Annotated in this window: 31 protein-coding genes, 1 tRNA gene and 1 other annotated feature; of the genes, 19 read left to right on the top strand and 13 right to left on the bottom strand. The window is 48.9% G+C overall.

What is annotated here, in order from left to right; all coding sequences use genetic code 11:
* Positions 1–49: 49 nt before the first annotated feature.
* Positions 50–913, bottom strand: a complete 864-nt coding sequence (locus P4D80_RS22545; RefSeq protein WP_421656293.1) for a DUF4382 domain-containing protein — start codon at positions 911–913, stop codon at positions 50–52.
* Positions 914–1,178: 265 nt separating this feature from the next.
* Here P4D80_RS22545 and rplS point away from each other — a divergent pair, with 265 nt between their 5' ends.
* The 8 genes from rplS to rplL all read left to right on the top strand — a co-directional run bounded on the left by rplS (position 1,179) and on the right by rplL (position 5,494).
* Positions 1,179–1,541 (top strand): 50S ribosomal protein L19, encoded by a 363-nt coding sequence (rplS, locus tag P4D80_RS22540; RefSeq protein ID WP_421656292.1) that lies wholly within the window; start codon positions 1,179–1,181, stop codon positions 1,539–1,541.
* Between the two features lie 245 nt (positions 1,542–1,786).
* Positions 1,787–1,859: transfer RNA gene (locus P4D80_RS22535), tRNA-Trp, on the top strand.
* Positions 1,860–1,934: 75 nt separating this feature from the next.
* A complete protein-coding gene (secE, locus tag P4D80_RS22530; protein ID WP_421656291.1) occupies positions 1,935–2,156 on the top strand; it encodes a preprotein translocase subunit SecE in 222 nt (73 codons plus the stop codon).
* Positions 2,153–2,788, top strand: a complete 636-nt coding sequence (nusG, locus tag P4D80_RS22525; protein ID WP_421656290.1) for a transcription termination/antitermination protein NusG — start codon at positions 2,153–2,155, stop codon at positions 2,786–2,788. Before secE ends, nusG begins: the two co-directional genes overlap by 4 nt.
* Before the next feature lie 8 nt (positions 2,789–2,796).
* Positions 2,797–3,222 (top strand): 50S ribosomal protein L11, encoded by a 426-nt coding sequence (gene rplK / locus P4D80_RS22520; protein ID WP_421656289.1) that lies wholly within the window; start codon positions 2,797–2,799, stop codon positions 3,220–3,222.
* Positions 3,223–3,419: 197 nt separating this feature from the next.
* A complete protein-coding gene (gene rplA / locus P4D80_RS22515; protein WP_421656288.1) occupies positions 3,420–4,133 on the top strand; it encodes a 50S ribosomal protein L1 in 714 nt (237 codons plus the stop codon).
* A gap of 109 nt (positions 4,134–4,242) precedes the next feature.
* Positions 4,243–4,405 (top strand) — a sequence feature (ribosomal protein L10 leader region).
* Between the two features lie 55 nt (positions 4,406–4,460).
* Positions 4,461–4,994, top strand: a complete 534-nt coding sequence (gene rplJ / locus P4D80_RS22510; RefSeq protein WP_421656287.1) for a 50S ribosomal protein L10 — start codon at positions 4,461–4,463, stop codon at positions 4,992–4,994.
* Positions 4,995–5,098: 104 nt separating this feature from the next.
* Complete coding sequence (gene rplL / locus P4D80_RS22505; protein WP_421656286.1) at positions 5,099–5,494, top strand: 50S ribosomal protein L7/L12; 396 nt, start codon at positions 5,099–5,101, stop codon at positions 5,492–5,494.
* A 155-nt stretch (positions 5,495–5,649) separates the two neighbouring features.
* Here rplL and P4D80_RS22500 read toward each other — a convergent pair whose 3' ends face one another.
* Entirely contained in the window at positions 5,650–5,925 is a 276-nt protein-coding gene (locus P4D80_RS22500) for a GlsB/YeaQ/YmgE family stress response membrane protein (protein ID WP_421656285.1), read from the bottom strand.
* A gap of 683 nt (positions 5,926–6,608) precedes the next feature.
* On the opposite strand from P4D80_RS22500, the gene P4D80_RS22495 reads away from it, so the two are divergent.
* Positions 6,609–8,987: a protein kinase domain-containing protein gene (locus P4D80_RS22495; protein ID WP_421659585.1), complete on the top strand. Its 2,379-nt coding sequence runs from the start codon at positions 6,609–6,611 to the stop codon at positions 8,985–8,987.
* Positions 8,988–9,269: 282 nt separating this feature from the next.
* On the opposite strand, the gene P4D80_RS22490 is transcribed toward P4D80_RS22495, so the two are convergent.
* The 5 genes from P4D80_RS22490 to P4D80_RS22470 all read right to left on the bottom strand — a co-directional run bounded on the left by P4D80_RS22490 (position 9,270) and on the right by P4D80_RS22470 (position 12,474).
* Complete coding sequence (locus P4D80_RS22490) at positions 9,270–9,968, bottom strand: DUF4079 domain-containing protein (RefSeq protein WP_421656284.1); 699 nt, start codon at positions 9,966–9,968, stop codon at positions 9,270–9,272.
* 366 nt (positions 9,969–10,334) lie between these two features.
* Positions 10,335–10,931, bottom strand: a complete 597-nt coding sequence (locus P4D80_RS22485; protein WP_421656283.1) for a DUF4439 domain-containing protein — start codon at positions 10,929–10,931, stop codon at positions 10,335–10,337.
* 510 nt (positions 10,932–11,441) lie between these two features.
* Positions 11,442–11,819, bottom strand: coding sequence for a hypothetical protein (locus tag P4D80_RS22480; protein WP_421656282.1), 378 nt, complete (start codon positions 11,817–11,819; stop codon positions 11,442–11,444).
* The gene (locus tag P4D80_RS22475) at positions 11,800–12,123 is read right to left on the bottom strand and encodes a hypothetical protein (protein WP_421656281.1); all 324 of its coding nucleotides are present in this window, start codon (positions 12,121–12,123) and stop codon (positions 11,800–11,802) included. The genes P4D80_RS22480 and P4D80_RS22475 overlap by 20 nt, the downstream gene beginning before the upstream one ends.
* A 105-nt stretch (positions 12,124–12,228) precedes the next feature.
* Positions 12,229–12,474, bottom strand: coding sequence for a hypothetical protein (locus tag P4D80_RS22470; protein ID WP_421656280.1), 246 nt, complete (start codon positions 12,472–12,474; stop codon positions 12,229–12,231).
* Between the two features lie 210 nt (positions 12,475–12,684).
* Here P4D80_RS22470 and P4D80_RS22465 point away from each other — a divergent pair, with 210 nt between their 5' ends.
* From P4D80_RS22465 to P4D80_RS22440, 6 genes are all read left to right on the top strand, one after another.
* Entirely contained in the window at positions 12,685–13,029 is a 345-nt protein-coding gene (locus P4D80_RS22465; RefSeq protein ID WP_421656279.1) for a rubredoxin, read from the top strand.
* Between the two features lie 84 nt (positions 13,030–13,113).
* Positions 13,114–14,112, top strand: coding sequence for a photosynthesis system II assembly factor Ycf48 (locus tag P4D80_RS22460; protein WP_421656278.1), 999 nt, complete (start codon positions 13,114–13,116; stop codon positions 14,110–14,112).
* Between the two features lie 116 nt (positions 14,113–14,228).
* Positions 14,229–14,477, top strand: a complete 249-nt coding sequence (gene psbE / locus P4D80_RS22455) for a cytochrome b559 subunit alpha (RefSeq protein WP_421656277.1) — start codon at positions 14,229–14,231, stop codon at positions 14,475–14,477.
* 20 nt (positions 14,478–14,497) lie between these two features.
* Positions 14,498–14,632, top strand: coding sequence for a cytochrome b559 subunit beta (psbF, locus tag P4D80_RS22450; protein ID WP_421656276.1), 135 nt, complete (start codon positions 14,498–14,500; stop codon positions 14,630–14,632).
* Positions 14,633–14,641: 9 nt separating this feature from the next.
* Complete coding sequence (locus P4D80_RS22445; protein ID WP_225938291.1) at positions 14,642–14,764, top strand: photosystem II reaction center protein L; 123 nt, start codon at positions 14,642–14,644, stop codon at positions 14,762–14,764.
* 171 nt (positions 14,765–14,935) lie between these two features.
* Positions 14,936–15,055, top strand: a complete 120-nt coding sequence (locus P4D80_RS22440; RefSeq protein WP_421656275.1) for a photosystem II reaction center protein J — start codon at positions 14,936–14,938, stop codon at positions 15,053–15,055.
* A 109-nt stretch (positions 15,056–15,164) separates the two neighbouring features.
* Here P4D80_RS22440 and P4D80_RS22435 read toward each other — a convergent pair whose 3' ends face one another.
* From P4D80_RS22435 to P4D80_RS22410, 6 genes are all read right to left on the bottom strand, one after another.
* Entirely contained in the window at positions 15,165–15,293 is a 129-nt protein-coding gene (locus P4D80_RS22435) for a photosystem I reaction center subunit VIII (RefSeq protein WP_223046032.1), read from the bottom strand.
* A 183-nt stretch (positions 15,294–15,476) separates the two neighbouring features.
* A complete protein-coding gene (locus P4D80_RS22430; protein ID WP_421656273.1) occupies positions 15,477–18,077 on the bottom strand; it encodes a hypothetical protein in 2,601 nt (866 codons plus the stop codon).
* A 149-nt stretch (positions 18,078–18,226) separates the two neighbouring features.
* Positions 18,227–18,520 carry a hypothetical protein gene (locus tag P4D80_RS22425; RefSeq protein ID WP_421656272.1) on the bottom strand — a complete coding sequence of 98 codons (294 nt, stop codon included), beginning with the start codon at positions 18,518–18,520 and terminating at the stop codon, positions 18,227–18,229.
* 15 nt (positions 18,521–18,535) lie between these two features.
* Positions 18,536–19,081, bottom strand: coding sequence for a hypothetical protein (locus P4D80_RS22420; RefSeq protein ID WP_421656271.1), 546 nt, complete (start codon positions 19,079–19,081; stop codon positions 18,536–18,538).
* Between the two features lie 2 nt (positions 19,082–19,083).
* Positions 19,084–19,548 (bottom strand): hypothetical protein, encoded by a 465-nt coding sequence (locus P4D80_RS22415; RefSeq protein WP_421656270.1) that lies wholly within the window; start codon positions 19,546–19,548, stop codon positions 19,084–19,086.
* Between the two features lie 148 nt (positions 19,549–19,696).
* On the bottom strand, positions 19,697–20,113 hold the full coding sequence (locus tag P4D80_RS22410; RefSeq protein ID WP_421656269.1) for a secondary thiamine-phosphate synthase enzyme YjbQ: 417 nt from the start codon (positions 20,111–20,113) through the stop codon (positions 19,697–19,699).
* A 221-nt stretch (positions 20,114–20,334) separates the two neighbouring features.
* On the opposite strand from P4D80_RS22410, the gene P4D80_RS22405 reads away from it, so the two are divergent.
* The 4 genes from P4D80_RS22405 (at position 20,335) to P4D80_RS22390 (ending at position 26,627) form a co-directional block, all read left to right on the top strand.
* Positions 20,335–20,619, top strand: coding sequence for a pentapeptide repeat-containing protein (locus P4D80_RS22405; RefSeq protein WP_421656268.1), 285 nt, complete (start codon positions 20,335–20,337; stop codon positions 20,617–20,619).
* Positions 20,620–21,042: 423 nt separating this feature from the next.
* Positions 21,043–23,805, top strand: a complete 2,763-nt coding sequence (locus P4D80_RS22400) for an FG-GAP-like repeat-containing protein (RefSeq protein ID WP_421656267.1) — start codon at positions 21,043–21,045, stop codon at positions 23,803–23,805.
* Positions 23,806–24,295: 490 nt separating this feature from the next.
* Positions 24,296–24,601, top strand: coding sequence for a hypothetical protein (locus P4D80_RS22395; RefSeq protein ID WP_421656266.1), 306 nt, complete (start codon positions 24,296–24,298; stop codon positions 24,599–24,601).
* A 10-nt stretch (positions 24,602–24,611) separates the two neighbouring features.
* Positions 24,612–26,627 carry a caspase, EACC1-associated type gene (locus P4D80_RS22390; RefSeq protein ID WP_421656265.1) on the top strand — a complete coding sequence of 672 codons (2,016 nt, stop codon included), beginning with the start codon at positions 24,612–24,614 and terminating at the stop codon, positions 26,625–26,627.
* Positions 26,628–26,797: the final 170 nt, after the last annotated feature.

Here is a 26,797-nt window from a genome sequence, read left to right as displayed (position 1 = left end):
CGTTCTGCCCTCCTGCTCTTGATTATTGCCATTGCTCCTGTAAACTGCCTCAGGCTTGAGTCAGAGTTTCTTTACAATGCCCTTCCCCCACATGTCCTAAAGAAGGAAAAATCGACTCCAACTTTTTGAAATCCTCAAGGGAAAGCTGTTGTTTCAGGCCTGCCATATCCACGTCTAATTTGCCATTGCGGGCGATCGCCGCCAGTGGTTCAAACCCCAATGCCTGTTTGTTCAAGTCATCGTCCATTGGCACATCTGCATCTCCAAACAGGTGATCAAAATGGAAGGTCGCCTCTAGATCCGCTTTATCTCCTGGCTTCAATAAGCCTTTGCGATCATCCCCCACAAAATCACCACAGCTAAAGGCCATTTCCTGATCAATTCTGAGAGTGAAATCAACGGTCTTTCCGTCTTTTGTGGCTTTACCTTTCAGCAGCAGGGGGTAACCTTTGGCCGGACCATCTGCTGGCTTCACCATCCTCCAGGACAGCGCATTATAACGTCCGGCAGGCGCATTCACCTCACCGACTAGCACGGGCTCCGCCCTTTCATCCCCCGCCGCCAGATCAACCGTCTGCGTTTGGTCTAATTTCACTTGCTGCTTTGCTTTTAAGTCCTGATCTTTTTGTGGATCATAAGGCGGCTCGGTTTGATACGCCGTTATATTACTCAACGTAGTGTAAACATTTTCAAAACTAATTTTCCAGCCATCCTTCGAAGTAAATCCCTGACGTACAAAGTCCTCACCATTTGCTCGAATTTCTAAAGTTCCAGTATCTGCCGCTTCCGTGGTTGCTGCGGGTGACCCCGTTCCAGGAGATTGAATACTCGCTGGTTGATTTCCTGAACAACCTTGAACGGTACCCGAAGCAATCAGCCCAATGCCAGCCAGAGTAGCTAGAAACTTTTTCATGTGGTCACGGTCCTTACAGAGTTTCCATCGTCAGTAATATCGTCCCCTTCCTAGGAATACAATCCTCCTTAGGGGGATGCAGGATGGGTGGGAGGGGGGATGAGTCGATGAGCATATAGAGTAGTGGAGTAAAGAAACCTCACCCTATCACCTTGTTCCTCTTATTACTCCCTCACCCCTCCACCTTCCCAGTTTTCCAGACAGCCTCTAGACTTTCTAAAGCATCTCACGCTATAGTTGTAGACTGTGAGTTTTTGCCAGACCTATGCAAGCCCAGGAAATTATCCGCTCCATTGAAGCGGAACAAATGAAAACAAATCTGCCTGAAATTCACGTTGGCGATACTGTCAAAGTTGGCGTGATCATTCAAGAAGGTGGTAAAGAGCGAACCCAGCCTTACGAAGGTGTTGTCATTTCCAAGAAGGGATCTGGCATCAATCAAAACATTACTGTTCGACGTACATTCCAGGGTGTTGGAGTTGAGCGGGTTTTTCTCATCCACTCCCCCCGGATTGAGAACATCAAAGTTCTGCGTCGTGGTAAGGTTCGGCGTGCTAAGCTTTACTACCTGCGCGATCGCATTGGTAAGGCAACCCGTCTCAAACAGCGGTTTGATCGAGCCCTATAGAAGAATTGTTAGCAGTTAGTTGTTGTCTATCAGCAAAGATTCAACTAACAATTAACAACTATGGCGATCCTTCTTGAAATTTGAACGGGGTGCAGGGGTTCTCCCCTGCCTGGGGGCTTCTGCCCCACTTCCCTCGTTCACAAAAAATTATTTGTGAACGCTATAACAACCAATTGCTATCTAATTGGTAGTAATTGCTATCTAATTGGTAGACTGGAAGGTACAGCCCAAAGGGCTTAGCTTGTGCGCTCTTAGTTCAGTTGGTAGAACGCAGGTCTCCAAAACCTGATGTCGGGGGTTCGAGTCCTCCAGGGCGCGCTGAGCATTTTTGGCAGTGAAGTAGGTTGGATTCAATCTTACTTAACGTGGTATCCAAAGGGGAGGATGATAACCGTGGCAAAGGATGAAGCAAAGGGACAAGAGGAAAAATCCGGATTTAATCCCTCCACTTTCCTTCAAGAAACAAAAGATGAGCTTAATAAAGTAGTTTGGCCTAGTCGTCAACAGCTCATCAGCGAATCGGTTGCCGTGATCCTGATGGTTACCCTCTCTGCAAGCTTGATCTATCTTGTTGACAACTTCTTCGCGTGGGCAGCGCAGCAGGTGTTTGGATGACCTACATTTCAGACGAATCCCAAAACTTAGTTCACACCGACTCTGAGGATGAAGAAGAATATTCTCGCGCCCAGGGCCGTTGGTATGCTGTGCAGGTGGCTTCCGGCTGTGAAAAGCGAGTTAAAGCCAATCTAGAACAGCGCATTGAGACTCTGGATGTGGCCAATCGTATCTTTCAGGTCGAAATTCCCCAAACCCCAGCGGTTAAGCTGCGTAAAGATGGTTCTCGTCAAAACACCGAAGAGAAGGTTTTTCCCGGCTATGTCCTGGTCAATATGATCATGGATGATGAAACCTGGCAGGTAGTTAAAAACACTCCCAATGTCATCAACTTCGTCGGGGCGGAGCAAAAACGCCGTTACGGACGTGGGCGAGGGCATGTTAAGCCCATGCCCTTGGGACATTCCGAAGTTGAGCGGATCTTCAAACAAACTCAAGAGCAAGAGCCAGTCATCAAGATCGACATGGCTCCCGGAGACAAGATTCTGGTACTTTCCGGTCCCTTCAAAGACTTTGAAGGGGAAGTAATTGAGGTCAGCCCAGAACGCAGTAAGCTAAAAGCTCTGCTATCTATTTTTGGACGCGATACCCCCGTGGAATTAGAGTTTAATCAGGTTCAGAAAGAGAGCTAATACCGTCAATGGCAAAGAAAGTAGTTGCAGTGATTAAGCTGGCAATTTCCGCTGGCAAGGCAAACCCTGCCCCTCCCATTGGTCCTGCGCTGGGTCAGCACGGGGTCAATATCATGATGTTCTGTAAGGAATACAACGCCAGAACTGCTGACCAGGCAGGAATGGTGGTTCCGGTTGAAATTTCGGTCTACGAAGATCGTAGTTTCACCTTCGTTCTCAAAACCCCTCCGGCTTCTAAACTCATTGCCAAAGCAGCCGGAGTTGAGCGGGGATCTGGCGAACCCAATCGTAAAAAAGTCGGTTCAATTACCCGTACCCAACTGCGAGAAATTGCCCAGACTAAAATGCCTGACCTCAATGCTAACGACATTGAAGCCGCGATGAAAATCGTCGAAGGCACGGCCCGCAATATGGGAATTACAGTTAAGGATTAGATGGGGAGTTTTGAGTTCTGATTAAGGAGACAGGGAATAGGGTGAGGGTTAGGTGGATGAGTAGATGAGTTTCAAGTTTTGGGTTTCTACCTTCCCCTTCTTCTTTCTTTTTTCTTCTCCTTCCCCTCACTTTCTCTAACAACTAACAACTATCAGGGGCAGAGGCCGAACCTCGTTATGACCCCAGGAGACTAACGATGAAAAAAACATCCAGAAGACTGCAAGAGCTTCAGAAAAAAGTTGAGAGTCGTCCCTATCAACCGCTCGAAGCATTGAACTTACTGAAAGAGACGGCAACGGCCAAATTTCCAGAATCGGCTGAAGCTCACATCCGCCTTGGAATTGATCCCAAGTACAGCGACCAGCAGTTAAGAACCACTGTCGTTCTGCCCAAAGGAACGGGACAAACCATTCGCGTTGCAGTGATTGCCCGTGGGGAGAAGGTGACGGAAGCTACCAATGCGGGAGCTGATATCGCCGGTTCTGAAGATTTGATTAATGAGATTCAGCAGGGCATGATGGACTTCGATTTGCTGATTGCAACCCCCGACATGATGCCCCAGGTAGCAAAGCTTGGTAAACTTCTGGGTCCCCGCGGTTTGATGCCCTCTCCCAAGGGAGGCACTGTGACGTTTGACTTGCCTCAGGCGATCGCCGAATTCAAAGCCGGTAAGCTTGAGTTTCGGGCAGATAGAACCGGAATTGTTCATGTGATGTTTGGCAAATCCTCTTTCCCAGCGGAGGATTTACTGATTAACCTGAAGGCACTGCAAGAGACCATTGATCGCAACCGTCCTTCAGGTGCCAAGGGCCGCTACTGGCGCAGTGTTTTTGTTGCTGCCACCATGGGTCCCTCGATTGAAGTAGATATCAATGCTTTACGGGATATGAAGGTGGGAGAAGCCGCGTAGATCGGGGTTCGCTGTCAGCCATTAGTTGCTAGACTATTAACTGGCTGCAAAACTGCCTACTCAATTCAAAGTTTTTCGTTAGGGATTCCAACAGCTAGCAATCAAAACCTACAACTGAACAGTGAAGCCAGAGACAGCAGGTGCTCAGTGCTTAATAACCTGCCGAGGTTTCCTCCAAATTCAAATAGCCCCATTTGCGGTATGACAGCAATGGTGCTCTAGAAGTTTGAGTGTGAACCCCGGCCTGATTGTCGGGGTTTTTTGATGAGAGTTGGCAGCGCATTTCAAGTTTGAACACAAACGACCCGATCAGGAGGTGAGAAACGAATGGGTAGAACGCTGGAAGACAAAAAAGCGATTGTAGAAGAGCTCAAACAAGACTTGAGCAATTCCCAATTAGCTGTCGTAATCGACTACAAGGGACTGACCGTTGCCGAGATCACGGATCTGCGTAAGCGGCTGTTGCCAACTGGCACAAAGTGTACTGTGACAAAAAACACACTGATGCGAATCGCCGTTGAGGGTGATACCAACTGGCAACCGATAACCGAGTTCCTGAAAGGTTCTTCTGCCTTTCTATTGGTTAAGGATGACGTGGGTGGCGCGCTGAAGGCGTACCAGGACTTCCAGAAAGCCTCCAAGAAGACTGAGCTTCGCGGTGGCGTGATGGAAGGGCGGGCGCTGTCAAATGCCGATGTGAAGGCGATCGCCGACCTCCCATCCAAGGAGCAACTAATAGCTCAAATTGCTGGCGCTATCAACGGTGTAGCAACCAAGCTGGCCGTTGGTATCAACCAGGTTCCCGCCTCTTTGGCACGTGGCATCCAGGCGATCGCCGACAAAGAGAAAGACGCCGCCTAGCCCAGTGATTAGAGAGTTGTTGTTAGTTTTTAGAAAATTTCTTACCTAACAACTAACAACTAACAACCAACAACCGACAACTAACTAAAACCAGGAGTTAATCAATGTCCGCAGCAACTGACGAAATTTTGGAAAAGCTAAAATCCCTGACTCTGCTGGAAGCCGCAGACCTTGTGAAGCAGATTGAAGAAACCTTTGGGGTGAGCGCAGCGGCTCCAGTGGGTGGCATGATGATGGCAGCCCCCGTTGGAGGAGCCGCTGCCCCAGCGGAGGAAGTCGAAGAGAAGACCGAATTTGACGTCATTCTGGAAGAAGTTCCGGCTGATAAGAAGATCGCCATTCTGAAGGTTGTCCGGACTCTCACGGGTTTGGGTCTGAAGGAAGCGAAGGATTTGGTGGAAGCAGCCCCCAAACCTGTCAAAGAAGGCATCGCAAAGGCTGATGCCGAAGATGCGAAGAAACAACTGGAAGAAGCCGGAGCTAAGGTTTCGGTTAAGTAAACGGGATGCTTCTATAGAGACATTCTGTGGAATGTCTCTACAAACGGTCAATTCTGATCCCCAAAAAGCCTTCTGGAAATGACAGATTATCACAACCAGAAGGCTTTTTGAATTTGCACTCTTTGAATTCAGTAAATGCGGGTGATCAACTAAAACTAGGCAGCCCGACGGGTGAATAGACTCCACAACCAGATTGCAATGATTGCACCAATGATGGCCACGATGATGCCACCGATATTAAAAGGAGCTGCCGTCGAAAATACAAGGGTGCCCGTTGTCAGAAGCGAGAACAGTGCACCGCCAATGAATGAACCCACGATACCCAAAAGCATTGTAGCCAGGATACCACCCCCCTGGGTGCCAGGATAAATGGCTTTTGCGATCGCCCCAGCCAGAAGACCCAAAATGATCCAAGCAATGAGGTTACCCATATTGTGATTCTCCCAAGTGTTTCAAGTAAAGTTGACTGAATGATCAGGCTGATCTAGTCAGCAGATTTTCTCACGCGATGTAGTATACGATTTAACAACAGAATGTGCAAGGAACCCCAAAACAATGATTAGTTTTAGTCTTATCTTACTTCCAATAACTCCTAAAAGGTTGGCTTAAATGTAGAAATGTTAAATACAAAATAATACTTAAGGAAACGCCAACCAGAAAGCTTTCCGTACCCTGTTTTGAAAAATCCTGACAACCATTTTAGTTACTCCACTAATTTGGAGACAGGTGATCTGGGTAAAGCAGTTAACGACTGGAACTTGGTGGGGGATCTCAAATAGATTGAGAGCGTTTTTATTGCAAAAATAGAATCATTTCTACCACCTCTTAACCTGAGCGATCGTAGACCTGAATCAATTGTGAAGAAGAAGAGTTGTGAAAAGCTTCCCCCGCGGAGAAAGTCTTTCACGATCCAGACAGGATGAGTGCATCTTACTTTTACAGGGTTGCTCATCATCATGCACCTAACCCGCCATATACCAATCGGTATTACGTTTAATCAAAAAATGTCTACCGACTTAACAAAACCAACCTGGTAAGATCCAGACCATCACGGTAGAGTCAATAAGAAAGCATCTCCATTTTTGGGGAGAGGCTGCTGTGCTCTGTGGATGCGATGCTGGGTGAACTTCTTGGTGCACGCTACAAAGTAATTGAGGTTTTAGGGGCAGGGGGCTTTGGGCACACCTACATTGCTGAAGATACTCAGCGCCCTGGCAATCCCCGCTGTGTGCTCAAGCACCTGACCTTTGCCAGCCCTAATACAGCCGTTTTAGAACAGGTGCGACGGCTGTTTCGAGCAGAAGCAGAAACCCTGGAAAAATTGGGCAAGCATGACCAGATTCCGCAGCTTCTGGCCTATTTTGAGGAGAATCGAGAGTTTTATCTAGTTCAGGAATTTATTGAAGGACCTTCCCTGAGTGAGGAGTTTGCCCGTGGAACCCGATTTACCGAAAGCCAGGTCATTGCCCTGCTGGAGGATGTGCTAACCACCCTTGTCTTTGTTCACAGTCAGGGGGTGATTCACCGCGACATTAAGCCGGAGAACCTGATTCGTCGCACCAGTGACGGAAAATTTGTGCTGATTGATTTTGGGGCGGTGAAAACCATCAGTCATACGATCGCGGAATCAACCGGCGAAACCAGTATGAGCGTTCCCATCTATACTTCAGGGTATGGGGCGAGTGAGCAGTGTCTGGGCAAAGCCCGCTTCAGTAGTGACCTTTATTCCCTGGGAATGGTTGCACTCCAGGCACTGACAGGGTTACGTCCGTCTCAGTTGCCGCAAGACTTTAATACCTCTGAGATTATCTGGCGAGACCAGGTTCAGGTGAACAGTGACCTGGCAGCGTTTTTGGACAAGATGGTTTGCTATCACTTTATGCACCGCTACCAGTCGGCATCGGAAGCGCTGCAAGCTCTGCGGCAAATTATCTCTGGTTCGCCAACAGTGATGACGCGTCCGGCCACGCCTTCCAGTCGGGTTGGGGCGACTGTAATTCCAGGGGTTGAAACTCAGGCTCAATATTCCACCCCCCTTGAACAGAAATCGGAGTATAGCTCTCCAGACCTGCCTAGCCAATCGCACTCGAAAGTCCGAAAAGTCTTGCTCTTGGGAGGGAGTGCGATCGCTGCTACCCTGGCACTTTCCTTCTTTGCGCGTAATCTTTCCCAATTTCCCTCCCTATCTCCGGTGCCTGGTGCTGTTACTGGCGATTCTGTGGAAACGGCAAGCGACCTCCAGATGAAGGAGCGCATGAGCACAGGTGAAAGAATTTTGAATCAGTGGCAAACGAACTCTAAAAAGCAGGAAGGGGTTGAGCAGTTTGCTAGCGGAAACTATGCCAAGGCAATTGAGGCATTTCAGGCATCTCTTAAGAGCGATCGCACCGATCCAGAAACATTGATCTATCTGAATAACGCCCGAATTAGTTCCAACCCATCCTATGAAATTGCAGCCGCGATTCAAATGGGAGATGATGCGCTGCGATCGGCCCTGGAAGTGTTACGCGGAGTTGCCCAGGCCCAGGATGAGGTGAATCGGGCAGGAGGCATCAACGGCACTCCTTTGAAGGTTCGCCTGGCTGATGACGGCAATCAACCGAAAATCGCACGCCAACTGGCAAAGGCATTCGTCAATGATCCCGCTATTTTGGGAGTTGTAGGACACACCATTAGCGACACAACGATCGCCGCCGCCAAAATTTACCAGGACAACCAACTGGTGATGATTGCGCCTATCAGTTCTGCCGTTCAGTTATCCAATGTTGGCGATCATATTTTTCGGACTATTCCCAGCGATCAGTTAACCGCCAGAACCCTGGTCAACCACCTGTTGAATCGAATGAAACGGCGCAGAGTGGTCATTTTCTTTAACTCTTCCAGCGATTACAGTAATTCCCTCAAGAATGAATTCAGGAATGCTCTGTTCTACAGTGCGGGCATTGAACCTGTAGCGGAATTTGACCTTGCCCGCCCAGACTTTGATGCCTATGAAAGCGTCAATGCGGCGATCGCGAAAGGGGCAGAAGCAATCATGCTGGCATCAGACCACACTCGTTCAGACCGGGCAATTCAGGTCGTCTCGGTCAATGCAAAACGACTCAAACTCCTTTCTGGCGAAAGCCTGTTTGCACCCAAACTCCTCAAAATTGCAGGAAGGGATGCGGTGGGAATGGTGATCGCCGTGCCAGCAGATCTGACCCAGCCCTCGTTTAAGCAGAAATTCACCACCCTCTGGGGCAATCAGATTCCTTTAAGCTGGCGCACGGCACTCGGCTATGATGCTACTGTCACGCTGATTCAAGCTCTTCAGAATGTGCCAACCCGCTCTGGAATTCAACGAGCCATCACACAGAATTTCTCCACTACCGGAGCCACTGGACCGATTCAATTTTTGCCAACGGGCGATCGCAAGGGCAGCATTTACTTGATGACTGTAGCTCCCGCAGCTTCAAACAATGGCAATACTTACAGCTTTAAGGCGCTTCCTTAAGTTCTGGTGCCGAGATATTAAGTAGGTAGCCATCATTAATGTAGCCATCCTTAATTGTAAAGGGGGGTGGAGGCGCAGCCCTCAAGCAGGGGGTTTCACCCCCTTCTCCCCCCGGAATTATCCTTAATTTAATTGCGCCTAGCTAAATATAGCGGTAGTCATTATGGTTAGGACGGGGTGCAGGGGTGGAACCCCTGGCTGGGAGCACTGCTCCCACCCTCCTTAAAACCAATGCCCTCAGCAACCTGGCGACAGCTATAACTGTATTTCATGCCTTCAGCATTACTCGCACTTCTTGTTCGCAAAATCGCACTTGTAAATTGCAGGTGCCTGCCAATTGAGTGGAATTTCTAACAGATCCCGTGTTCCAGTAATTCCCTGGCTAATGAAGAACAAGAGAGCAATACTGTTGAGAACAATGTGAACATTACGCCAGCGGTTTTGCCGATCCTGATAAATTTCCTGAACAATCGCCAGGGAAAAAATCATCAGCATGGTAACTGCTATGCCAAAGTAAAAATGAGAGAGATACCATTCGTCATCTCGGCGAAAGACTTCCGGTTGAAACCCAAGGATTACCACGCCCATCCCGGTAAGAGTTGCAAAGATGGCCCTCCAGATCTTAGGTCTGGCATTGTAAAGAATTGCCAGGGATGCGATCGTGGCAGCAAAGATAGCAATGACGAAGAAAAACCGAAATGGCTCCTTCGTCCAGGCTTCATTCTTCAGCATTTTGGAAAAAATAGGATAAGCCAGCCCCAGGAGAGCAATCCCAACCACAGAACCGCTTAGCCACCGCCCTAGCTGTACATGCTCCTGTCCAACCATAGGAGGAATTTTACTTTTACCTTCGTCAACAACTTGCAAGCGGCGCTGACGAGTCTGCCATGCGAGACGCGCTACTATCCCAATGAGCGGAAAGACAATCACCACTGCCAGTGCTGGATGCAGTATGGCAAGAGTATCCTGAAGATCGAGCATGGAAGTACCTCTTCGGTTAAGAGAAAGGCTGAATGAAGTGTGGAATGGTAGTAGATTACCAGGTTGGGATGAAAGTCTGCTGAGTTTCAGGAAAACAATTGATAAGAAAAGAAGCCAGGAGCCAGGAGTCAGAAGGGGAAAGGAGGGGAAGGGGGAGGGGGAGGGTGGATGAGGGGATGGGTGGATGGGTGGATGAGGGGGAAAGTGATGGAGTGTCGGAATGATGGGGTTTGTCAATTTTTTTGGCAATCCTGGAAAGGGGGGCTAGGGAATCAGGGTTTCGAGGAGTCAGAGCCCCGTTTCTAGAACACCCTTATGGAGTAGGGAAATCCCCCATCCCCCCATCCCCCCTCCACCCCTCATTCCTCACACCTTCAATACCCAATTACTGCGAGTATCTGCGCTGACGAAGGAAGCTGGAATTACCTGCAAGTTGACACCCAGAGCCTTGAAGGCTGCACGAATGGCTGTTGCATGAGCGGCTTCGTTCGCGCCGATGCTGGCATCTGCGGTGATGAGGGCAGGGGTCTTAAGTTTGGCGGCTTCCTGGGTGTAGGCGATCGCAGCATCAGTTTCAAGCGCCAGTGCCAGTTTGGCAATGTTTACGTCTGAATCCAGTCCGCCTTCTCCTGATTTGAGGTACGATGAAACGTCATAACTCTTCTCTGCCCGAACTGGAACTCCACCAAGGCTGCTTATAGCTGCTGCCAGGGCATCTCGATACTGTTTGTGATCGGCTTGATTGGCAAGCGCAACAGCCAACACAGCCTGTCCTACGGAGGTACTGGAAAGTTTGCCTGCGGCAAAACTGTAAGCCCAAATAGCCTGGTGTTCGTAATAAAGGGCGGTATTAAGGATTTTGACATCGTTTTGTTTGTCCGCAGGAGTTGCTGCTGCTACCCAGTTAGCAAGGGCAGGAATGCCAAGCGCACTCGTAATCCCTGCAACGGTTCCAGTAACCAATATTTGGCGGCGAGAGTACCGCTGCGATCAGCGCGCAGATGTTCTTGCCAGGAAAGAACGTTCCATATCCATAGGTCTATCCTTAATGTAAAAGTTGAACATTTTCAGTGGAAGGAGGTATGCTGCGCGCTTACATACCCCAAATCACCGAATTTTCAGCAAATTATGAAGGACCTATTGCCAGTGACTAATGGAATAGAGCACTGGTCAAAAGGTCAATTCTGGAAATGTATACGGATAGTCTTTGAGATTGGATTCCGTTGCCAGCAGTAAAGGCTGTTAATTGTCCCCCCACCCTCCCATGCCTTTTCCCTTCTGGCTCCTGGCTCCTGACCTCTTTCTTTTTCTCAGCCCCAATTCTCGTTCCTAATGCATTTTCAGAAGACCTTTTTTGCTAGGGGTTCTAGCAGGGGACAATCAAAATAGTCACAGACTCTGGTCTTAACTTCTTGTCCGCTCAGTATCCGTTGTGGTTCTACAATGGCCCGCTTGGCATGAATCCACTTCGGCTCAATCGCATTCAAGCAGAGACTTTTTACAGGTAACTGAGAGAGAATCAATCGCCCCCCTATTTCCCGTTCGCTTGACTTGAGCCTGGTGTTGCCTGACCCATGGCCGCACAGGCTTGGAGAGGTGCCAGCTCACGTTATCCCCAATCAAGGGCCGCACTCGCTGACCCATTTGACTCACTTGCTGAGCGATCCAGGCTAAAAACTCACCAGTGATCTTGCTCCGCGGGCGTTGCTCCACACAGCGCACCAGCATCTGGGAGTGCGCTCTTAAGTACACCCCATAACAAGCGATGGCTTTAGCCTCAGGGTCACGTTTGTCTTGTGTCTCTTCCATCAACGCTAACGACTTCCCATTCTCACGCCAGGGGTGCATCATTGGGTCGCGCAACCGACTCCACTAGACCTCGTCGAGAACGCCCACAATCCAAGCTGGGTTCTGCTCTCTCAGCTTGAGTCATCGGTTGTGCTGTCGCTTTTTTTAGCTCATACTGCTCATCGGGAGAGCCAATCCACCGCTTGGCTCGACTCCAGGTGATGTCCTGCTGGGGAACCACTTCTGCCAACAGGTCTAACGTCCAGGTGGAGCGAACTTTGCCATCCTGCCAAAGATTATAGCGGTAGTCATTATGGTTAGGACGGGGTGCAGGGGTGGAACCCCTGGCTGGGGGCGAAGCCCCCACTCCCTCTCTAATTCCAATGTCCTAACGCACCTGCGTAGAGCTATAGCATGGAGCACCTGCCGCAATTGGGCGCGCTTGTCCTCATCCAAGATGGGTTTGACCGTTTTAGGACAACTCGATCAGGCGTGCAAACAAGCTAACCCCTGCTGCTCGAAGGCACGAATCACCTTGCAAACAGTTTTGGACACTACCACCGACCGTGGTGGCAATGTCTCTGGGCTGGATACGTCTAGCCCTAGCCAGCAAGATTTGGCAGCGCCGCAGGGTAAAAGCATCTTTGCAGCGTAGTCCCTGTTCGAGGGCAGCTTGTTGGGTTTCACTCAAGGGACACATGTATAGAGGGGGAAGCATCAGGGTTATGAGCCAGTGGAAAGTGTCTCCTCTAAAGGATCTTTGACTCCTGCTAATTGCGTAATCAGTGCGCTGAAGTCGCACTAAGCAACCTGGCGATAGCTATAACTTCTAATCTTGCAAATCATCTGCTTAATTTGCGACGCCAATCGTGTAATAATAATTCACAGAGTTTTCAGAATTCGTAGGACTTTTTTAGGACTTGAAGCGATGAGCACTCAAACTGCCGATTCTACCGAACCTAAAGCTCTGGATCGTTATGAGTGTCTGACCTGCGGCTATGTATATGAACCGACAAAAGGGGATGATCGACGCCAGGTTCCACCTGGAACACCTTTTAATGAGGTTCCGGCAGATTGGCGTTGCCCAGTTTGTGGGGCAACGAAAAGTCGATTTCGTAGCATTGGGATCAAGGGAGCCCCCTCTGGCTTTGAGGAGAATCTGAAGTACGGTTTAGGGGTGAACGCTTTGACGCCTGGTCAGAAAAATCTCTTGATTTTTGGAGCGTTGGGGCTGGCGGTTTTGTTTTTCCTTAGCCTATATGGGCTTCAGTAATTCAGGTGCGCTTCGTTCAGGTTATTTGCCTAAAGTCTTTAAGATTTCATTGGTGTGATTTAGTTTAAGTTGGGAAGCCGTTGTATGGACTTAGCCGCGAAGTTTTTGAAACGGATGGTTGCACTAGTGGCGATCGCCATTCTATGTGTAGGCTGCGGAGGCTATCTCCCTGCAATGACTGATAACCCCTGGCAGGTGATTACGCTTCCAACCGATGCGAATCCGCTGGATATTAGTTTTACTGGGAATCCGCAGCATGGCTGGCTGGTTGGCACCAACTCCACCTTGATGGAAACCCTTGATGGAGGGAATACCTGGAAACCTTATACCCTTGAATTGGATCAGGCTTATCGCCTCACCTCTGTTAGCTTCCTGGGTGATGAGGGGTGGGTTGTCGGTCAGCCCTCGATTCTGCTGCACACCGTGGATGGTGGGAAATCCTGGTCTCGTGTGCCCTTAAGTGAAAAGCTTCCGGGTGCTCCCAATACAATTGTGGCCCTTGGCCCCCTATCGGCTGAGATGACGACCAGTGTAGGGGCGATTTACCAGACTACGGATGGGGGCAGAAATTGGAAAGCAATGGTTGAGGAGGCGGTTGGCGTCATCCGCAATATTTCGCGATCACCTGATGGCAAGTATGTGGCTGTCTCATCGCGAGGTAATTTCTACTCCACCTGGAAACCGGGTCAACCTGCCTGGGAGCCCCATAACCGGAATAGTTCTCGCCGGGTTCAAAATATGGGCTTTACGGCAGACGGTCGGCTGTGGATGCTGGCGCGGGGTGGTCAAATTCAGTTTACGGATCAGGAAAATACTGGAGAGTGGCAAGATCCGATCAATCCGGAGTTTGCGACTAGCTGGGGATTACTTGACCTGGCCTATCGGACGCCAAATGAGGTCTGGGTTGCTGGTGGAAGTGGCAACTTGCTTCGCAGCTTAGACGGAGGGTTGACCTGGGAGAAGGATACGGCGGTTGAAGATGTTCCATCTAACTTCTACAAAATTCTGTTCTTTGGGTCAGATCAAGGGTTTGTGATGGGACAGAAGGGTGTTCTGCTGAAGTATGAGGCAGCATCTGCTTGAAATTAGGCAGGTAGCGGGAAATGGGAATCTTTAACTCCTATTTTTTACCCGATATCCTGTACCCTCTGTCCCGTATGATAGGAATTGATTTTTGCTTATCGTTCAGGAGGAATCTAATGGCTGGTACTACTGGAGAGCGTCCATTTGGGGACATTATTACAAGCGTTCGTTATTGGGTGATTCATAGCATCACGATTCCAGCATTGTTTATTGCTGGTTGGCTGTTTGTTAGCACGGGTTTGGCCTATGACGTGTTTGGCACTCCCCGTCCAAACGAGTACTATCCAACCGGGCAACAAACCGCTCCCATCATTTCAGATCGCTACGAGGCGAAACAGCAGATTGAAGATTTTCTTGCAAAGTAGTTTTAGAGATTCTTTGACTTATGAGCAGCTCTACTCCAAATCAACCTGTTTCCTATCCTATTTTTACGGTTCGGTGGCTGGCGGTTCATACGCTGGCGGTTCCAACCGTTTTCTTCCTGGGCGCGATCGCAGCTATGCAGTTTATTCAAAGGTAATGAGAAGCTATGATTAGAGGTACTCCCAATCCCAACAAGCAACCCGTTGAGCTAAACCGTACTTCCCTTTACCTGGGTTTGCTACTGATCTTCGTGCTTGGCATTCTTTTCTCTAGTTATTTCTTCAACTAGTAGAGTGAATTGAAAGTCTTGCAACATAGGTGTACAAAGCGACAGTGAAATCTAACGCTTTTAGAATCCTGGTGTTGCAAAAATCAATTCTCACTGCACTAGTTGATTTCTAATTAACTTGTTGTCTGGTTATGTAGTGTTTATTGTCTGCTGAGTTAGGAGGCAAATCACGTGTTAAGTTCTGGAAGAATTCCTTTGTGGATTGTGGCAACAATCGCAGGAACCGGTGTACTCGTCGTATTAGGGCTTTTCTTCTACGGCGCTTATGCGGGTTTGGGTTCTGCAATGTAAATCGAAAGCCTGATGGCTTCATCTCCACACCCAAGTTGTTACTAATAGAAAAACCGCCTCAGATACCTGAGCGGTTTTTCTGTTATGAACAGTACAGTGGTGAATTCAATTAAATTCCACTGGGATCTTCACGCTCAATGTAAATGAACAGGAGCCCAAAAACAACTGCGGGCAAAAGCCAGCAGACTACAGGAATAAGAATCCAGGGCAAGAAAGAAGCTGCGTATTCACCTGTCATAACAACGTTTCCTATCTAGATTTAGATGATTCCTGGAAAGACTCTACAGTGAACCGGGGACAAGTTTGTGGTTTCTAAAGATTCTTAATAATTAGAACCTGGAATCAAAGCCGTCAGGTGGGCAATAATAACCCGACGAAGAGCGCTGTTGGAGAAGCATTTAAAGTGCTGTTGGAGCAGCATTTAAAGTGTAGAGTCAAAGTCATCCAGGGAAACAACAGGCAGGTCGGGGGGGACGATGCTGCGGTCAAGGCTGACTTTATGACTTTCCCGTTGGGTGTGCATTTCAATTGCAATGGCCTCAAACAGCACCTCCAGGCTACCAAATGGTACGGTGAGTTGGGTCAGTGCTTCCAACTCTCCCCGGCTGTTGGGAAGGAAGTCGAGCAGCCAGCGGGGACCATCTAGGAGCGATCGCGTCTGACGGTCAATCAGCCACAGTTTGACGTAGATGCGAGGCTCCAGGTAGGGCAATTTAACGCGAATGTTCACAGGCTTGCCAGCAACCAGTTCTGTCATTGTCACCTCTAAAACTGGCGTTGGAACCGGCTCATCCGGTGGCAAAATAAGCGGATTGGGTTCCTCGACAGTGTAAGCTAAGACTGATGGTCTAAAGCCGTTACGCTGGCGCTGGCGGCCATTGGGTAGTGGTTCATCATCCACAACTACTTCCTCCATTGCCCGACGATCTACTTTTTCAGCCTTAGAGGAACCATTGCGGGCCGTCTGTGCAACTTTACCAGGATAAAGCTTTGACCGTAACCACTCCGACAACTCAGTATCATTGGCCAGGGAACTTAACCGGGTCAGAAATCGATCTTGTAGCTTCAGGGATTGAAACTCCATCTGGACTGGTGATGGCAGATCGATAACAGGTGTGTCAGGCTGAGCTTCGTTGGCTGGGACGGGGGCAGATTCTGCCCGATCTTGTTCAATCGGGCTTTCGGTTTCCGCCCCCTCCGTCAATTGCGAAATTGGACTCGGAACGCCATCACCTGGCTCCGTAGGAGTGGCCTGCTCAGTTTCTGAAACACCTCCTGGTTCAGTTGGAATGGCTTCTGCCATCAATTCAAGCCCAGGTTCTGCTGTTACAGTGGATTCAATGCCCCCCTGACCAGAATCTGCGTCAGCCTGTTCTAAATCGCTTGGCTGAAAGGGGCTAAAGGTCGTTGCCTGCGGGTTGACTGGAAAGATAAAGGTCGGCAGTTCAATCGGTTTTGTCCGGGGTTGGTCGGGATTGGGATGGTAGATTTGTGGCGGTAGGGGTTGACCGAGCAAATACTGAAAACGGCGGGGTGGAGTGGGGGGAGTTTCAACTGGCTCTGGCTTTAGGAAGGAGAGATTGAGGGAAGGCATTTCCTGCTCTTTCGCTAACCTTTGGGAAAGCTCCAGGGGTAAATCAATACGATCAATCTGGTCCTCTTCTGTTTGCGCAGCGAGGGTTTCGTCAAGGGCTTCGTTAATTTTCTCCAGTTCTCCAACCAGTTCCTGCGGGTCAACGGTGATGGTAAATGCCTGAGTGGTGAGTGTAGTCAACTCACTGCTGGTTTCTAACGTTGAGCCACACAACAAAACCTCCCCAAGAATGAGGCGCGTTTGTAAATCATTGGGGAGGGAGAAGGAAAAGGAAAAGGAAAAGGGAGGGGATTGCTGGGAAATGGGTTGGCGATCGCTGACCAACACCTGTAGACTTTGGGGATCTCGCAAACAAAGCTGAATTTCTCGAAGTGTTGCTCCGGTTAATTGAAGCGTCTCCTCTACCGGCTCCCACAGGTCTGCAATTTCAAGTTTAGGCGATCGCTCTTCCTGTCCTGAGGTTGGGTTTTTATTGGGTGCTTCGCCTGGCTCAACTGCAACCTGCCCAGAAATGGTTAATCCTTCACCCCGGTGAGAAATGATTGCCTCCTGGTTCAAGCTTAGAACGGGAGTCGACCCGGGGGGAAGAAGATACCCAAAGGAGGGGGTTGTCGTATCCACGGGCAGACTAGATTGGTAGGAGACGTCAACAGGGGTGGAAGGCTCTGCTGGAGACGAATCCGCCGGAGCCAAATCAGGTGCCATCGTAGTCAGGTCAAAATCGTGCATGACCTCATCCACCAGTCGATCGGACAGTTGCTTAGCCAGTTGAAACAGGCGATCCATTGAAGCGCCTAAAATTTCTGCTACTTCAGGTGGCAGATCGGATGAACCGTTGAGGGCGATCGCAGGTTCTGAAGCAGTAACAGGTTGGGAAGGAGGCTCATCCATTAACTTAGCATTGGAACTCTCCAGGCCAGTACTTTCCAGGCCAACAGCCGGCATAGCCGATGGTGTTGCGACCGATTCGTTTTGAGATTGGGTCACATCCGATGAATGGTTCTCTCCACTTGAAGTATCAGAGTTCGGGGCCTCAGAAGTCATCCAGGGAGAATCCCATTCCTCTGGCTCGACTTCCTTAGCCGATACTTGTAACTTGACCGTATATTGCCAGGCATCACCTACCAAGTCAGACATCAAATCCATCGAAGAACAGCATAGTTCCCATAGCCCTGGCTCAAGGCGGGTGTAGGGAATCACAACCAACAACCCATCTTGATTTGTGCGAGCAGAGCGCTTTTGAATCCGGCGTTTGGGTGGGTTTTCCTCCAGAACCAGATGGCTGATGCGAACTTCAACCTCTGTATTTTTTTGGCTGGAACGAGCCACTACCCGGTAGCGCCCTTCTAGAATCTCAATGTTGGATGAATCCAGGGGAAGCCAGGAGCGATCGCCGTCTTTTTGCAGTAAAAATTCCCAGTGTTTCATTACACACCTGCTAGGGGTTCCCCCATTAGATTCTTAGAAAGATAACGCTAAATCTGGTGGAAGGAAAGAAAATTTCCCGCTTAAAGGTTGAGATGATAACTAAATATAGGAGATAAAGCAAAAATATTTACATTCTGTTTAGATTAGGTCTAGATTCTTGCCATCACTCGAGTTAAACGAACCACCACTCTGACCAGTGTCTGAACTTCTCCTGCCCGTTCTACCTCACGGCGCAGTTCTTGCATGTGGGCCAGATCTTCTGATGTGCAAATCACCTCATTCTCCAGGATTTTGCTACGAGCTTCCGAAAACGTCATCATGGCTTTGTCCAGCTCTTCCTTAAGCTCCAGTTTCTCGTCCAGGTCTGCTTCCATATAGCGAACGTCCAGTTCGTTCATGACAGCAGAAGCGGTTTGTAGAAACTCGGTGTTGTTGTTAGGCATAGTGACTTCCTGGAATCAATTTTTCGAAGCTGAGGCGGGTTTACCTTGAGTACGGTTTTCGGTAGCAGTGTTAACCCTATCGAGCAGAGAGGTCGTCGCCTCACGCCAGAGGGGATCTTCCTTGATTTCAATCAAAATGCTATTTGTTTTGGTTTGAAGAGCTGTAAGGTCTTGTCCGCTGACTGCTGCTGTATTGAGAATGCGTGGGATGAGGACATTGATCTGATTCAAGTCCAGATCATCGTATTGATTGATTAGTTCTCCCAATTCTTTGCCGAGCACAGCCGCTTTCAGGCATTGAGCAACTGTGACTTCCAGCAATTTCTGTTCCTGCTCTTTCATTTGCTGCCACTCACCCATAATTTCGCCGACCTGGTTTTCCACATCCCGCAACCGATCTCTCAAGGATTGTGGAGCCCCATCCCCCTGTTCCTTAAGCTGCGCCTGCAAGTCCTGGTAAATCTTGCGCTGACGCCGAAGCTTAACAACGATCGCATTTCGCTGGCGATTCAGGACTGGCGAATTTTTGGTAATAGCATCAGCAAACAGCACCATTTGCACCGTCAATTTTGCACCGTCAATTTTCTGGCGTGTTCAGCAGACTCCCGTACCTCATCTTTAGCAACTAGGCTACCCCTATCCAACTTCTCAAAAATTGCTGCAAAGCTTTCGTACTGGCTACACAAATCCGTAATAAAGCTATCCCACTTTGGGTCGGCAGGCGGTTTATAGGGGTTGATCGCCAGGTCTACCAGATTCGAGTTAATTTCACTGCGAGAGTTGAGAATGCCATTCACAAAATCCCGCCGCACCTCAGCAGGCGAACGCGGCGGTGGAGCTAGCTCTGCCTTATGCATTGTGTCGATCGCCTGAATCGCGGCCAGCGACTCCGCCCTGAACTGCACCGCTGCTCCCTGAAGCGCCCTCGCCTTCTCAACATTACAGCCCAACAGCAGCGTACTTCCCACAATCAGAAAGCAAGCAATGATTGAAGAACGACCAGGCAACGAAGATGAAGAATACTGCATCGAAACGAGATTAGAATGGAGATCCTTCCCGGTCTTTCTATGGAGCACTCTTCCCCACCCTTTCCCATCCACAATCCTTCGGCCCCCCATAATTTTTATCCTTTTTTCTTCTTTATTCTTTCTTGCTTTCTTCTTTCTTCTTTTTCCCTCACTCTCCCATCACATGCACCACAAGTTCGCGTGTATGCCCGTGCTGGCGGTGTTCCCAGAGATAAATACCCTGCCAGGTACCCAAAACTAAACGTCCTCTGGAAACTGGGATTTGTTCGGAGGTACTGGTTAGCGCTGTACGGATATGGGCAGGCATATCATCGGGGCCTTCCGTGCTGTGAATATAGTTCTCCCATTCGGGGACTAATTTAGAGAAGAAGTTTTCTAAATCTTTCAACACATCTGGATCGGCGTTTTCCTGAATTAGTAAGCTGGCAGATGTATGGCGCAAAAATAGGGTGCAAACTCCGGTTTGAATTCCGGATTCAGCTACCACTGCCTGCACCTTAGGCGTGATTTTGGAAAGCGATTTACCCGCTGTTGAAATGCGGAGCATCTTTTGATAATGGGCCATATTAATAACAGAAAAAATGCTGTTTGCAGAGCTATTTTAGCGAGAGGAGCTCTGAGGAAAATCTATAGATTCCCTGGAGATCGAGTGCTGGGTTTACTGAATAGCAGGGTGAGTTGCAACTTTTAATTCATTCTGCTCTAGATTCATCCCTGGAATCAGCAATATCAATGCTGTGTAGAGGGGAGCGATCGTCACAGAGAGATAAGGTTGGAGCGAAAAGCATGGATGTGATTGAACTCCAAATGCTGTATGCAGCAGGAGAAAGAGATTTTCGCAACGTAGACCTCCGTTCAGCCTGCCTGAGCTATATCGACTTAAGCGGTGCAGTCCTGACCAGAGCCAATCTACGCCACGCTAATCTGCGTTGGGCAAACCTGCGCCAGGCCAACCTGAGCTGGTCAGATTTGAGGGGAGCGGACTTAAGCTGGGCAGATTTACAAGACGCAGATCTGAGCCATGCCAATCTGAAAGGGGCCAAAATGCCTGATGGAACAATTCACGAGTGAGCAACCGCCTGTTCCTAGGGGTCTGTCAAGACTGTTTTGATGGGTTGAAAACCCTCAAAACACCTAAGAATTGGGTTTTGTAGATTTGAGTTATCCCTCAAATCTACCCTGACGGACTACTAGTGCAACACGGCGGGAATACAGATACCATTCTGGCTCCCTCTGACTCCCCACTCCCCAATCCAATGGTTACTGGACTGATGCCATTGTCCACTAGTGTTGCGAACACTAAATTTTGCAACATAGGGGTTTGGGGGCGAAGCCCCAAGCAGGAGTGGAACCCCTGCACCCCCAACAAAACCTTCGTTTTGCTGTACTAGTTTCATTCGTGGCGCTGGAGACAAGGTTCATAGTCACTAAAGGGCTATCCTTTAGGGGCGGGTACAGCTTTGGCAGCAAGATGGCGTTGAGAGGAGAGTCGCAATGGTGATTCACAAGTCTTTAACGGGCGATCGCTCAGAACCACTCAAACTTGCACCTGATCGCTCACTCTCAGATGGTCTGGCATTCCAACCTGTGATTCTGGCCGGAGATCCAAACGGTAATCCCCCAGACTCTCCTGAGCGTCGAATTGATCCCAACACCACCACATCTCCCTTTGCAGGGGTGGGAAGCGTTCGGGTCATTCTATCAGAAGATCAGCGGTTCCTGGGTTCTGGAGCTGCCATCAGTCGCCGCCACATTCTCACGGCTGCCCATGTGCTGGATGTGGTGAATGAGGATGGTGTGGTTGACCCTGCGCCTGACAATGTCATTTTCAACTTGAACTTTGGCCAGAACCTATCGCACCAAATCAGAGCCAGCGAATTGCAAATCTTCCCTGGCTACACCGGCTTCAACAACACCGTTGAAAACGACATTGCCATTATCACTCTCAGCAGCGACCTGCCAGAAGGGGTACCGATTTATCCACTCAACCGCACACCGTTACTGGCTGGAACTACGATTACCATGGTCGGTTATGGCACGTCTGGCGACGGCATCACTGGACAGGTTCCGGGTACCGCCAGCCTGACGGTGAAGCGGGTTGGGCAAAACCAGACTGAAGACACCGCCCTGCTGGGGTTGAATGGTGCCTTTTTGTATGACTTTGATGGACCTGATGCCTCCACGAACCTGTTTGGGGTGGTAGGGTCGGGAACGACGCTGGGCAATACCATTGAAGCAACCGTGGGGCCGGGGGATTCTGGGGGACCGAGTTTTCTTCAAGTTGGAAATCAACTTTTGCTGGCGGGGGTAAATACGTTTGCCTTTGGTTTACCCGGAGGGTTGGGATTGCCGGGAGCGATTCAGGGCACCTTTGGAACAGGTGGCGGCGGGGTGGATGTTGCCGACCCGAACAAACTGGCCTGGATTGATGGCATTCTTGCCTCGGTCACTAAACCTGGAAGCCTTCAGGGGCGAAAATGGAGTGATCTGGATGGTGATCGCATTTCTGACCCAGGAGAACCCGGTTTGCCCGGTTGGACGATTTACCTAGATCTGAACCAGAATGGTATTCTCGACACTGGTGAACCCAGCACCCAGACCGATGCTAACGGCAACTACACGTTCACAAACCTGACGGCAGGAACCTACACCGTCGCAGAGGTGCCACAGTCAGGATGGCAACAGACCTTTCCTGCTAGCCAACCCCAGGAACTCTTTAAGGCAGACTTTAGCGATGCTGTGGGGGCTCCCAGCCTGGATGGGTTCACGATTGACAACACAGGTGTGCCTGTAGTGGGCTTATGGCATCTCTCCAGCAGGCGCGGCAACGATCCAGGCCATTCAGCGGATGATAGTCTCTACTTTGGCAGGGATGAAGGTCCCAATGGTGGCGGCAATTACAATGTGGGCCATACCGCCGGAAGGGTCGTTTCTCCGGCGATCGCTCTGACAGGTATTTCGGGGGCAGAGCTATCCTTCAGCTATTTCCTCAGAGTTGAGACTGATCCGAGTACAGACCAACCCCGCGTGCGGATTTCTCGAAATGGCGGCGAGTACCAGACCGTTGCAGCGAAGACCGACATTCTACAACCTGTTCTCAACCCAACCTGGCGCAGCGCCACGATTGACCTGACTCCCTTCATTGGCAGCACAATCCAGATTCAGTTTGACTTCAACACCCTGGATGCCTCACTCAATAACTTTGAAGGTTGGTACGTGGATGATGTCACGGTGCGCAGTACGGGAAGTTCTGCCTACCGGGTGCAGGTGAGGGGTGGAGAAACGCTGACTAACCTCAATTTTGGTAATTGGCAACTAGTGCAGGAGAACCGTCCTGAGAACGACTTTAACGGAGATGGCAATTCCGATCTTCTCTGGCGCAACCAGGTTTCAGGTGAAACCGTGATCTGGCATATGGACGGAGCAACGCTAATTAGCTTTACAAGTTTGCCGATCGCCCATCCTACCTGGAAACTAGCTGCCGTCACCGACTTTGATGGCGATCGTGACCCCGATATCCTCTGGCAAAATCAGGCTTCCGGTGAAACAGTGATCTGGCAAATGAACGGGGCAACACTAGATACCTTTGCAAATCTGCCCATCGCCCACCCCACCTGGACTGTTTTAGAAGCTGCCGACTTTGATGGGGACAACGATTCAGACATCCTCTGGCGTAATTCAGAAACTGGCGAAAATGTCCTCTGGCAAATGAATGGAACGTTAATCAATACGGTGGCTGCACTGCCAGTGGCCCACTCCAGTTGGCGCTTTGGAGACGCAGCTGATTTTGATGGCGATGGCGATCTAGATTTGCTCTGGCGCAATCCCGAAACGGGTGAAAACGTCCTCTGGCAGATGAATGGAACGTCGCTCAGTACCTTTAGCAGCTTGCCTGTTGCCGATGCGAACTGGGCGATCGCCACAATAGCCAATTTCGACGCCGATAGCAACCCAGAGATTCTCTGGTACAACTCCGCAACCCGACAGGTTGTGATCTGGCAAATGAATGGGCTGGCTTACAGTAGTCATATTTCGCTACCTACAACTGACCCTGGTTGGGAAATCGAGGATGCAGTCGATCTAAACGCAGACAGCAGAGCCGAAATTCTCCTGCGAAACGACATAACCGGTGCCAATGGTGTCTGGTTTGTGAACAGCCTTATCCAGCCCTCTCCCTTAGAACCTGCTCCGGTTAGCTTTGCAGAACTTCCTCTGGCTGATGCCCACTGGCGGCTGGTGCGATCGCCCCCTGTATAAGAGGCGGCAGATTCAGGTTCGATTCTTTAAGGCATCTGTCGTTAGGGGTAAAGGGCTAAGGGTTGCAGGCTGCGGGCTCCTTTCTTCAAGGCATCTATCGCTATAGCGGTAATGATTGTGGTGGTTAGGACGGGATGCGGGACTGGCTAGGGGCGCCGCAGCCCCAACCCCCCCATAAACCCATGTCTCACGCAACCTGGCGACAGCTATACTTTTATTCATATCTGAAGAAAAAACGGTTAGAATTTCCCCAGGAAATATATAGTGGTAGTCATTATGGTTAGGATGGGGTGCAGGGGTGGAACCCCTGGCTGGGGGCGAAGCCCCCACTCCCTCTCTAATTCCAATGTCCTAACGCACCCGCGTAGAACTATAAAAGGTTCCAAAGCAATCATCCTGAAAGGTTTGAGGGATTGTAATGACAGGTTTGTCTACCGTAAAGCTAACTATCAACTTTAACGATCCAGAAGCGGATGCCAGTGAGCGAGAGATGAAAGTTCAAAAGCTTCTGAAGCAGTTAAAAGACCTGGATGAAATTGAATCAGTAGGCCGGGTTCCTGATCCCAATCCACCAGCAGGTAACAAATCTGTCGGGGGTTTTTTAGTGGGGCTTTTGACGGCAGAGATAAAAACTGAGAATTTTACAAAGCTTATGGGTTTTCTAAGTGGCCCACTGGCGGGCAAACCCATTGAGCTTGAAGTGGAAGCCAATGGAAAAAAGATCAAACTCAAGGCTAACAGCTCAAAAGACTTTGAAGCGGCTGTTGAAGCGGCAAAAGATTTTGTCAAAGTTTAGGTAAACCACAATGGCAAAGATAGCTTTGCTGATCGGAGTCAGTGAATACAGTGACTCTGGCTTAAACTCACTTCCTGCAGCGACGAATGACGTGCAGGCTTTACAAGCCGTGTTGCAATGGCTTGGTGATTTTAATGAAGTCTTTCCGTTGTTGAACCCCAACAAGACCCAGATGGAGGAAGCGATCGAAAAGGCATTTAGCGATCGCCGCAGAGATGATTTACTCATGTTTTATTTCTCCGGTCATGGAGTTAAAGATGATAATGGTAGACTTTTCTTTGCCACTCGTAATACTCGCAAGCTAACCCTCCGCTCCACGGCTGTTCCTGCCAGTTTTGTCCATGAAGTGATGGGTGAATCCAGATCCAGACAGCAGATTGTCATTCTCGATTGCTGCTACAGTGGCGCTTTTGCTGAGGGCATGAGAACGAAAGATGACCAGTCAGTCAATATTCAAGGGCAATTACGTGGAGAAGGGCGAGCCGTTTTAACCTCGTCAACTGCTCACGAATATTCTTTGGAGCAACAGGGGCAGGGACTCTCTGTTTATACACACCATCTGGTCGATGGCATCTGGAACGGAACAGCAGATTTAGACCGGGATGGCTGGATTTCCATTCAAGAGCTTCACGAATATACCAAAAGCAAAGTCCGGGAAGTTTCATCCGCGATGAAACCAGAAATTTACATGGATCGGGAAGCCTACAAGATTTATCTCTGTAGAGCACCCCAAGTTGATCCTGAGTTGCTCTATTTCAAAGAGGTTGAAGACTCACTTCGTAGAGGCGAAATCTATTTCTTTTCCAGAAACTGGGTAGATACCGTCCGGTATTGGCTATCGATGCCAGCACGCCCAGATTATGTCGTTTCCAGTGTTGGTCAGGCAACATTATCCGCTGTACAAAGTAAGGTAGGACTCACAGCAGAAAGCGCAGCAGCGATTCAAGAACGAGTTTTACAACCCTACCGTGAACGCCATAAGCATAAACAACAGTATCGCGAAGCATTTGCAAAAGAATTTCGACGCAGAAAGTCCATTACACCTCTACAACGTCAGGGGTTAAAGCGATTGCAACATATTTCAGGGTTGGCAGATACTGAGGTTTCTGCGATCGAAGAAGAATTTACTCAGGAACCCAAATGGCTATCTAATTCAGGTGTTAAGAATCTTTTTTCTACTGGAAACATTCAAATAGTTCTTTGGGCTACGATTTTTGTTGTATCTGGACTAATTGTAATTTCAGTGATTCAAATCTTCCAATCATCCAAGGAATCCTCTCTTGAGATACCATCTCCTTCTCCAGAGATTTCTATCCCGCCTACTCCTGGTGTAACCTCAAGTCCTTCAAGGTTTTTTAACTCAGAGACAGAAATCTTATTTTCTCAAGGAGAAGAGAAGTTTAGCAAAAAAGATTTTAAAGGTGCGATCTTAAATTTTGAACAAGTAGTTCAACGAGATCCTCAAAATATAAAAGCATATTTGTGGTTGGGTGAGGCTTACTTTAGATTAGATAAATTTAAAGAGACAATTGCAATTTGTGAGCAATTAATTAATGAAGATGCGGATCTGGAAAACCTTAGCTCTGATAATTTAATTTATCTATACGATTTAAAGGGAAGATCTTATTATCAATGGGGAAAATCAAAAAACTCTTTGGATCTTTCATTGTTTAAACATGCACAAGGAAGCTTTCAAGAAGCAATTATATTAATGGAATCCAAATCTCTGGCAACATTTGAAAATCAACAGAAGCTTTATAAGCTTTACTTCCAGAAAGGAGAGATTGAACTTTCTCTGGATAATACTAAAGATGCAATAGAAGCTTTTAGCAAAGCAATCGAAATAAATTCAAGAGATTCAAAGTCTTTTGAGAGAAGAGGCGATGCATGGAAAACTTTAAACCAATTTACAAATGCTAAGAAAGACTATGTTAGGGCGAGTGAAATTCTGCAAGAAAAAGGGAATCAAAAAGAAAGTGAAAGAGTCAAAAGAAAAATTACTCAGCTTCAGAAGCCCAGGCGCTAAATTGAATTCCAGCAAGTAACCTGGGGTGGAACTGCCAATCCTGCGATCGTGGAGCGATGAGAAGGGCGATCGCTGGCGTTATGGTGTTTAATTGGTTGAAGTCTAGCTAAACCTTCGCTGCCCCATTATCCTAAGATATATAGCTAGCGACCCTTCTTGAAATTTGAACG

The organism is Leptothermofonsia sp. ETS-13 (genome assembly GCF_049200465.1).
GTDB lineage: Bacteria > Cyanobacteriota > Cyanobacteriia > Leptolyngbyales > Leptolyngbyaceae > Leptothermofonsia.
This window is presented reverse-complemented; position numbering and strand designations above follow the sequence as displayed.

What these genes read in the sequence shown, in the direction of transcription:
- P4D80_RS22435 (WP_223046032.1), bottom strand. Translation starts at nt 15,293, where the DNA reads ATGACAGGTGAATACGCAGCTTCTTTCTTGCCCTGGATTCTTATTCCT.
- P4D80_RS22470 (WP_421656280.1), bottom strand. Translation starts at nt 12,474, where the DNA reads ATGCTTCCCCCTCTATACATGTGTCCCTTGAGTGAAACCCAACAAGCT.
- P4D80_RS22425 (WP_421656272.1), bottom strand. Translation starts at nt 18,520, where the DNA reads ATGCCTAACAACAACACCGAGTTTCTACAAACCGCTTCTGCTGTCATG.
- rplA (WP_421656288.1), top strand. Translation starts at nt 3,420, where the DNA reads ATGAAAAAAACATCCAGAAGACTGCAAGAGCTTCAGAAAAAAGTTGAG.
- P4D80_RS22400 (WP_421656267.1), top strand. Translation starts at nt 21,043, where the DNA reads ATGGTGATTCACAAGTCTTTAACGGGCGATCGCTCAGAACCACTCAAA.
- rplK (WP_421656289.1), top strand. Translation starts at nt 2,797, where the DNA reads ATGGCAAAGAAAGTAGTTGCAGTGATTAAGCTGGCAATTTCCGCTGGC.
- psbE (WP_421656277.1), top strand. Translation starts at nt 14,229, where the DNA reads ATGGCTGGTACTACTGGAGAGCGTCCATTTGGGGACATTATTACAAGC.
- P4D80_RS22500 (WP_421656285.1), bottom strand. Translation starts at nt 5,925, where the DNA reads ATGGGTAACCTCATTGCTTGGATCATTTTGGGTCTTCTGGCTGGGGCG.
- P4D80_RS22465 (WP_421656279.1), top strand. Translation starts at nt 12,685, where the DNA reads ATGAGCACTCAAACTGCCGATTCTACCGAACCTAAAGCTCTGGATCGT.
- psbF (WP_421656276.1), top strand. Translation starts at nt 14,498, where the DNA reads ATGAGCAGCTCTACTCCAAATCAACCTGTTTCCTATCCTATTTTTACG.
- P4D80_RS22460 (WP_421656278.1), top strand. Translation starts at nt 13,114, where the DNA reads ATGGACTTAGCCGCGAAGTTTTTGAAACGGATGGTTGCACTAGTGGCG.
- nusG (WP_421656290.1), top strand. Translation starts at nt 2,153, where the DNA reads ATGACCTACATTTCAGACGAATCCCAAAACTTAGTTCACACCGACTCT.
- P4D80_RS22390 (WP_421656265.1), top strand. Translation starts at nt 24,612, where the DNA reads ATGGCAAAGATAGCTTTGCTGATCGGAGTCAGTGAATACAGTGACTCT.
- rplL (WP_421656286.1), top strand. Translation starts at nt 5,099, where the DNA reads ATGTCCGCAGCAACTGACGAAATTTTGGAAAAGCTAAAATCCCTGACT.
- P4D80_RS22395 (WP_421656266.1), top strand. Translation starts at nt 24,296, where the DNA reads ATGAAAGTTCAAAAGCTTCTGAAGCAGTTAAAAGACCTGGATGAAATT.
- P4D80_RS22445 (WP_225938291.1), top strand. Translation starts at nt 14,642, where the DNA reads ATGATTAGAGGTACTCCCAATCCCAACAAGCAACCCGTTGAGCTAAAC.
- rplJ (WP_421656287.1), top strand. Translation starts at nt 4,461, where the DNA reads ATGGGTAGAACGCTGGAAGACAAAAAAGCGATTGTAGAAGAGCTCAAA.
- P4D80_RS22405 (WP_421656268.1), top strand. Translation starts at nt 20,335, where the DNA reads ATGGATGTGATTGAACTCCAAATGCTGTATGCAGCAGGAGAAAGAGAT.
- P4D80_RS22430 (WP_421656273.1), bottom strand. Translation starts at nt 18,077, where the DNA reads ATGAAACACTGGGAATTTTTACTGCAAAAAGACGGCGATCGCTCCTGG.
- P4D80_RS22415 (WP_421656270.1), bottom strand. Translation starts at nt 19,548, where the DNA reads ATGCAGTATTCTTCATCTTCGTTGCCTGGTCGTTCTTCAATCATTGCT.
- rplS (WP_421656292.1), top strand. Translation starts at nt 1,179, where the DNA reads ATGCAAGCCCAGGAAATTATCCGCTCCATTGAAGCGGAACAAATGAAA.
- P4D80_RS22410 (WP_421656269.1), bottom strand. Translation starts at nt 20,113, where the DNA reads ATGGCCCATTATCAAAAGATGCTCCGCATTTCAACAGCGGGTAAATCG.
- P4D80_RS22490 (WP_421656284.1), bottom strand. Translation starts at nt 9,968, where the DNA reads ATGCTCGATCTTCAGGATACTCTTGCCATACTGCATCCAGCACTGGCA.
- P4D80_RS22480 (WP_421656282.1), bottom strand. Translation starts at nt 11,819, where the DNA reads ATGATGCACCCCTGGCGTGAGAATGGGAAGTCGTTAGCGTTGATGGAA.
- P4D80_RS22545 (WP_421656293.1), bottom strand. Translation starts at nt 913, where the DNA reads ATGAAAAAGTTTCTAGCTACTCTGGCTGGCATTGGGCTGATTGCTTCG.
- P4D80_RS22495 (WP_421659585.1), top strand. Translation starts at nt 6,609, where the DNA reads ATGCTGGGTGAACTTCTTGGTGCACGCTACAAAGTAATTGAGGTTTTA.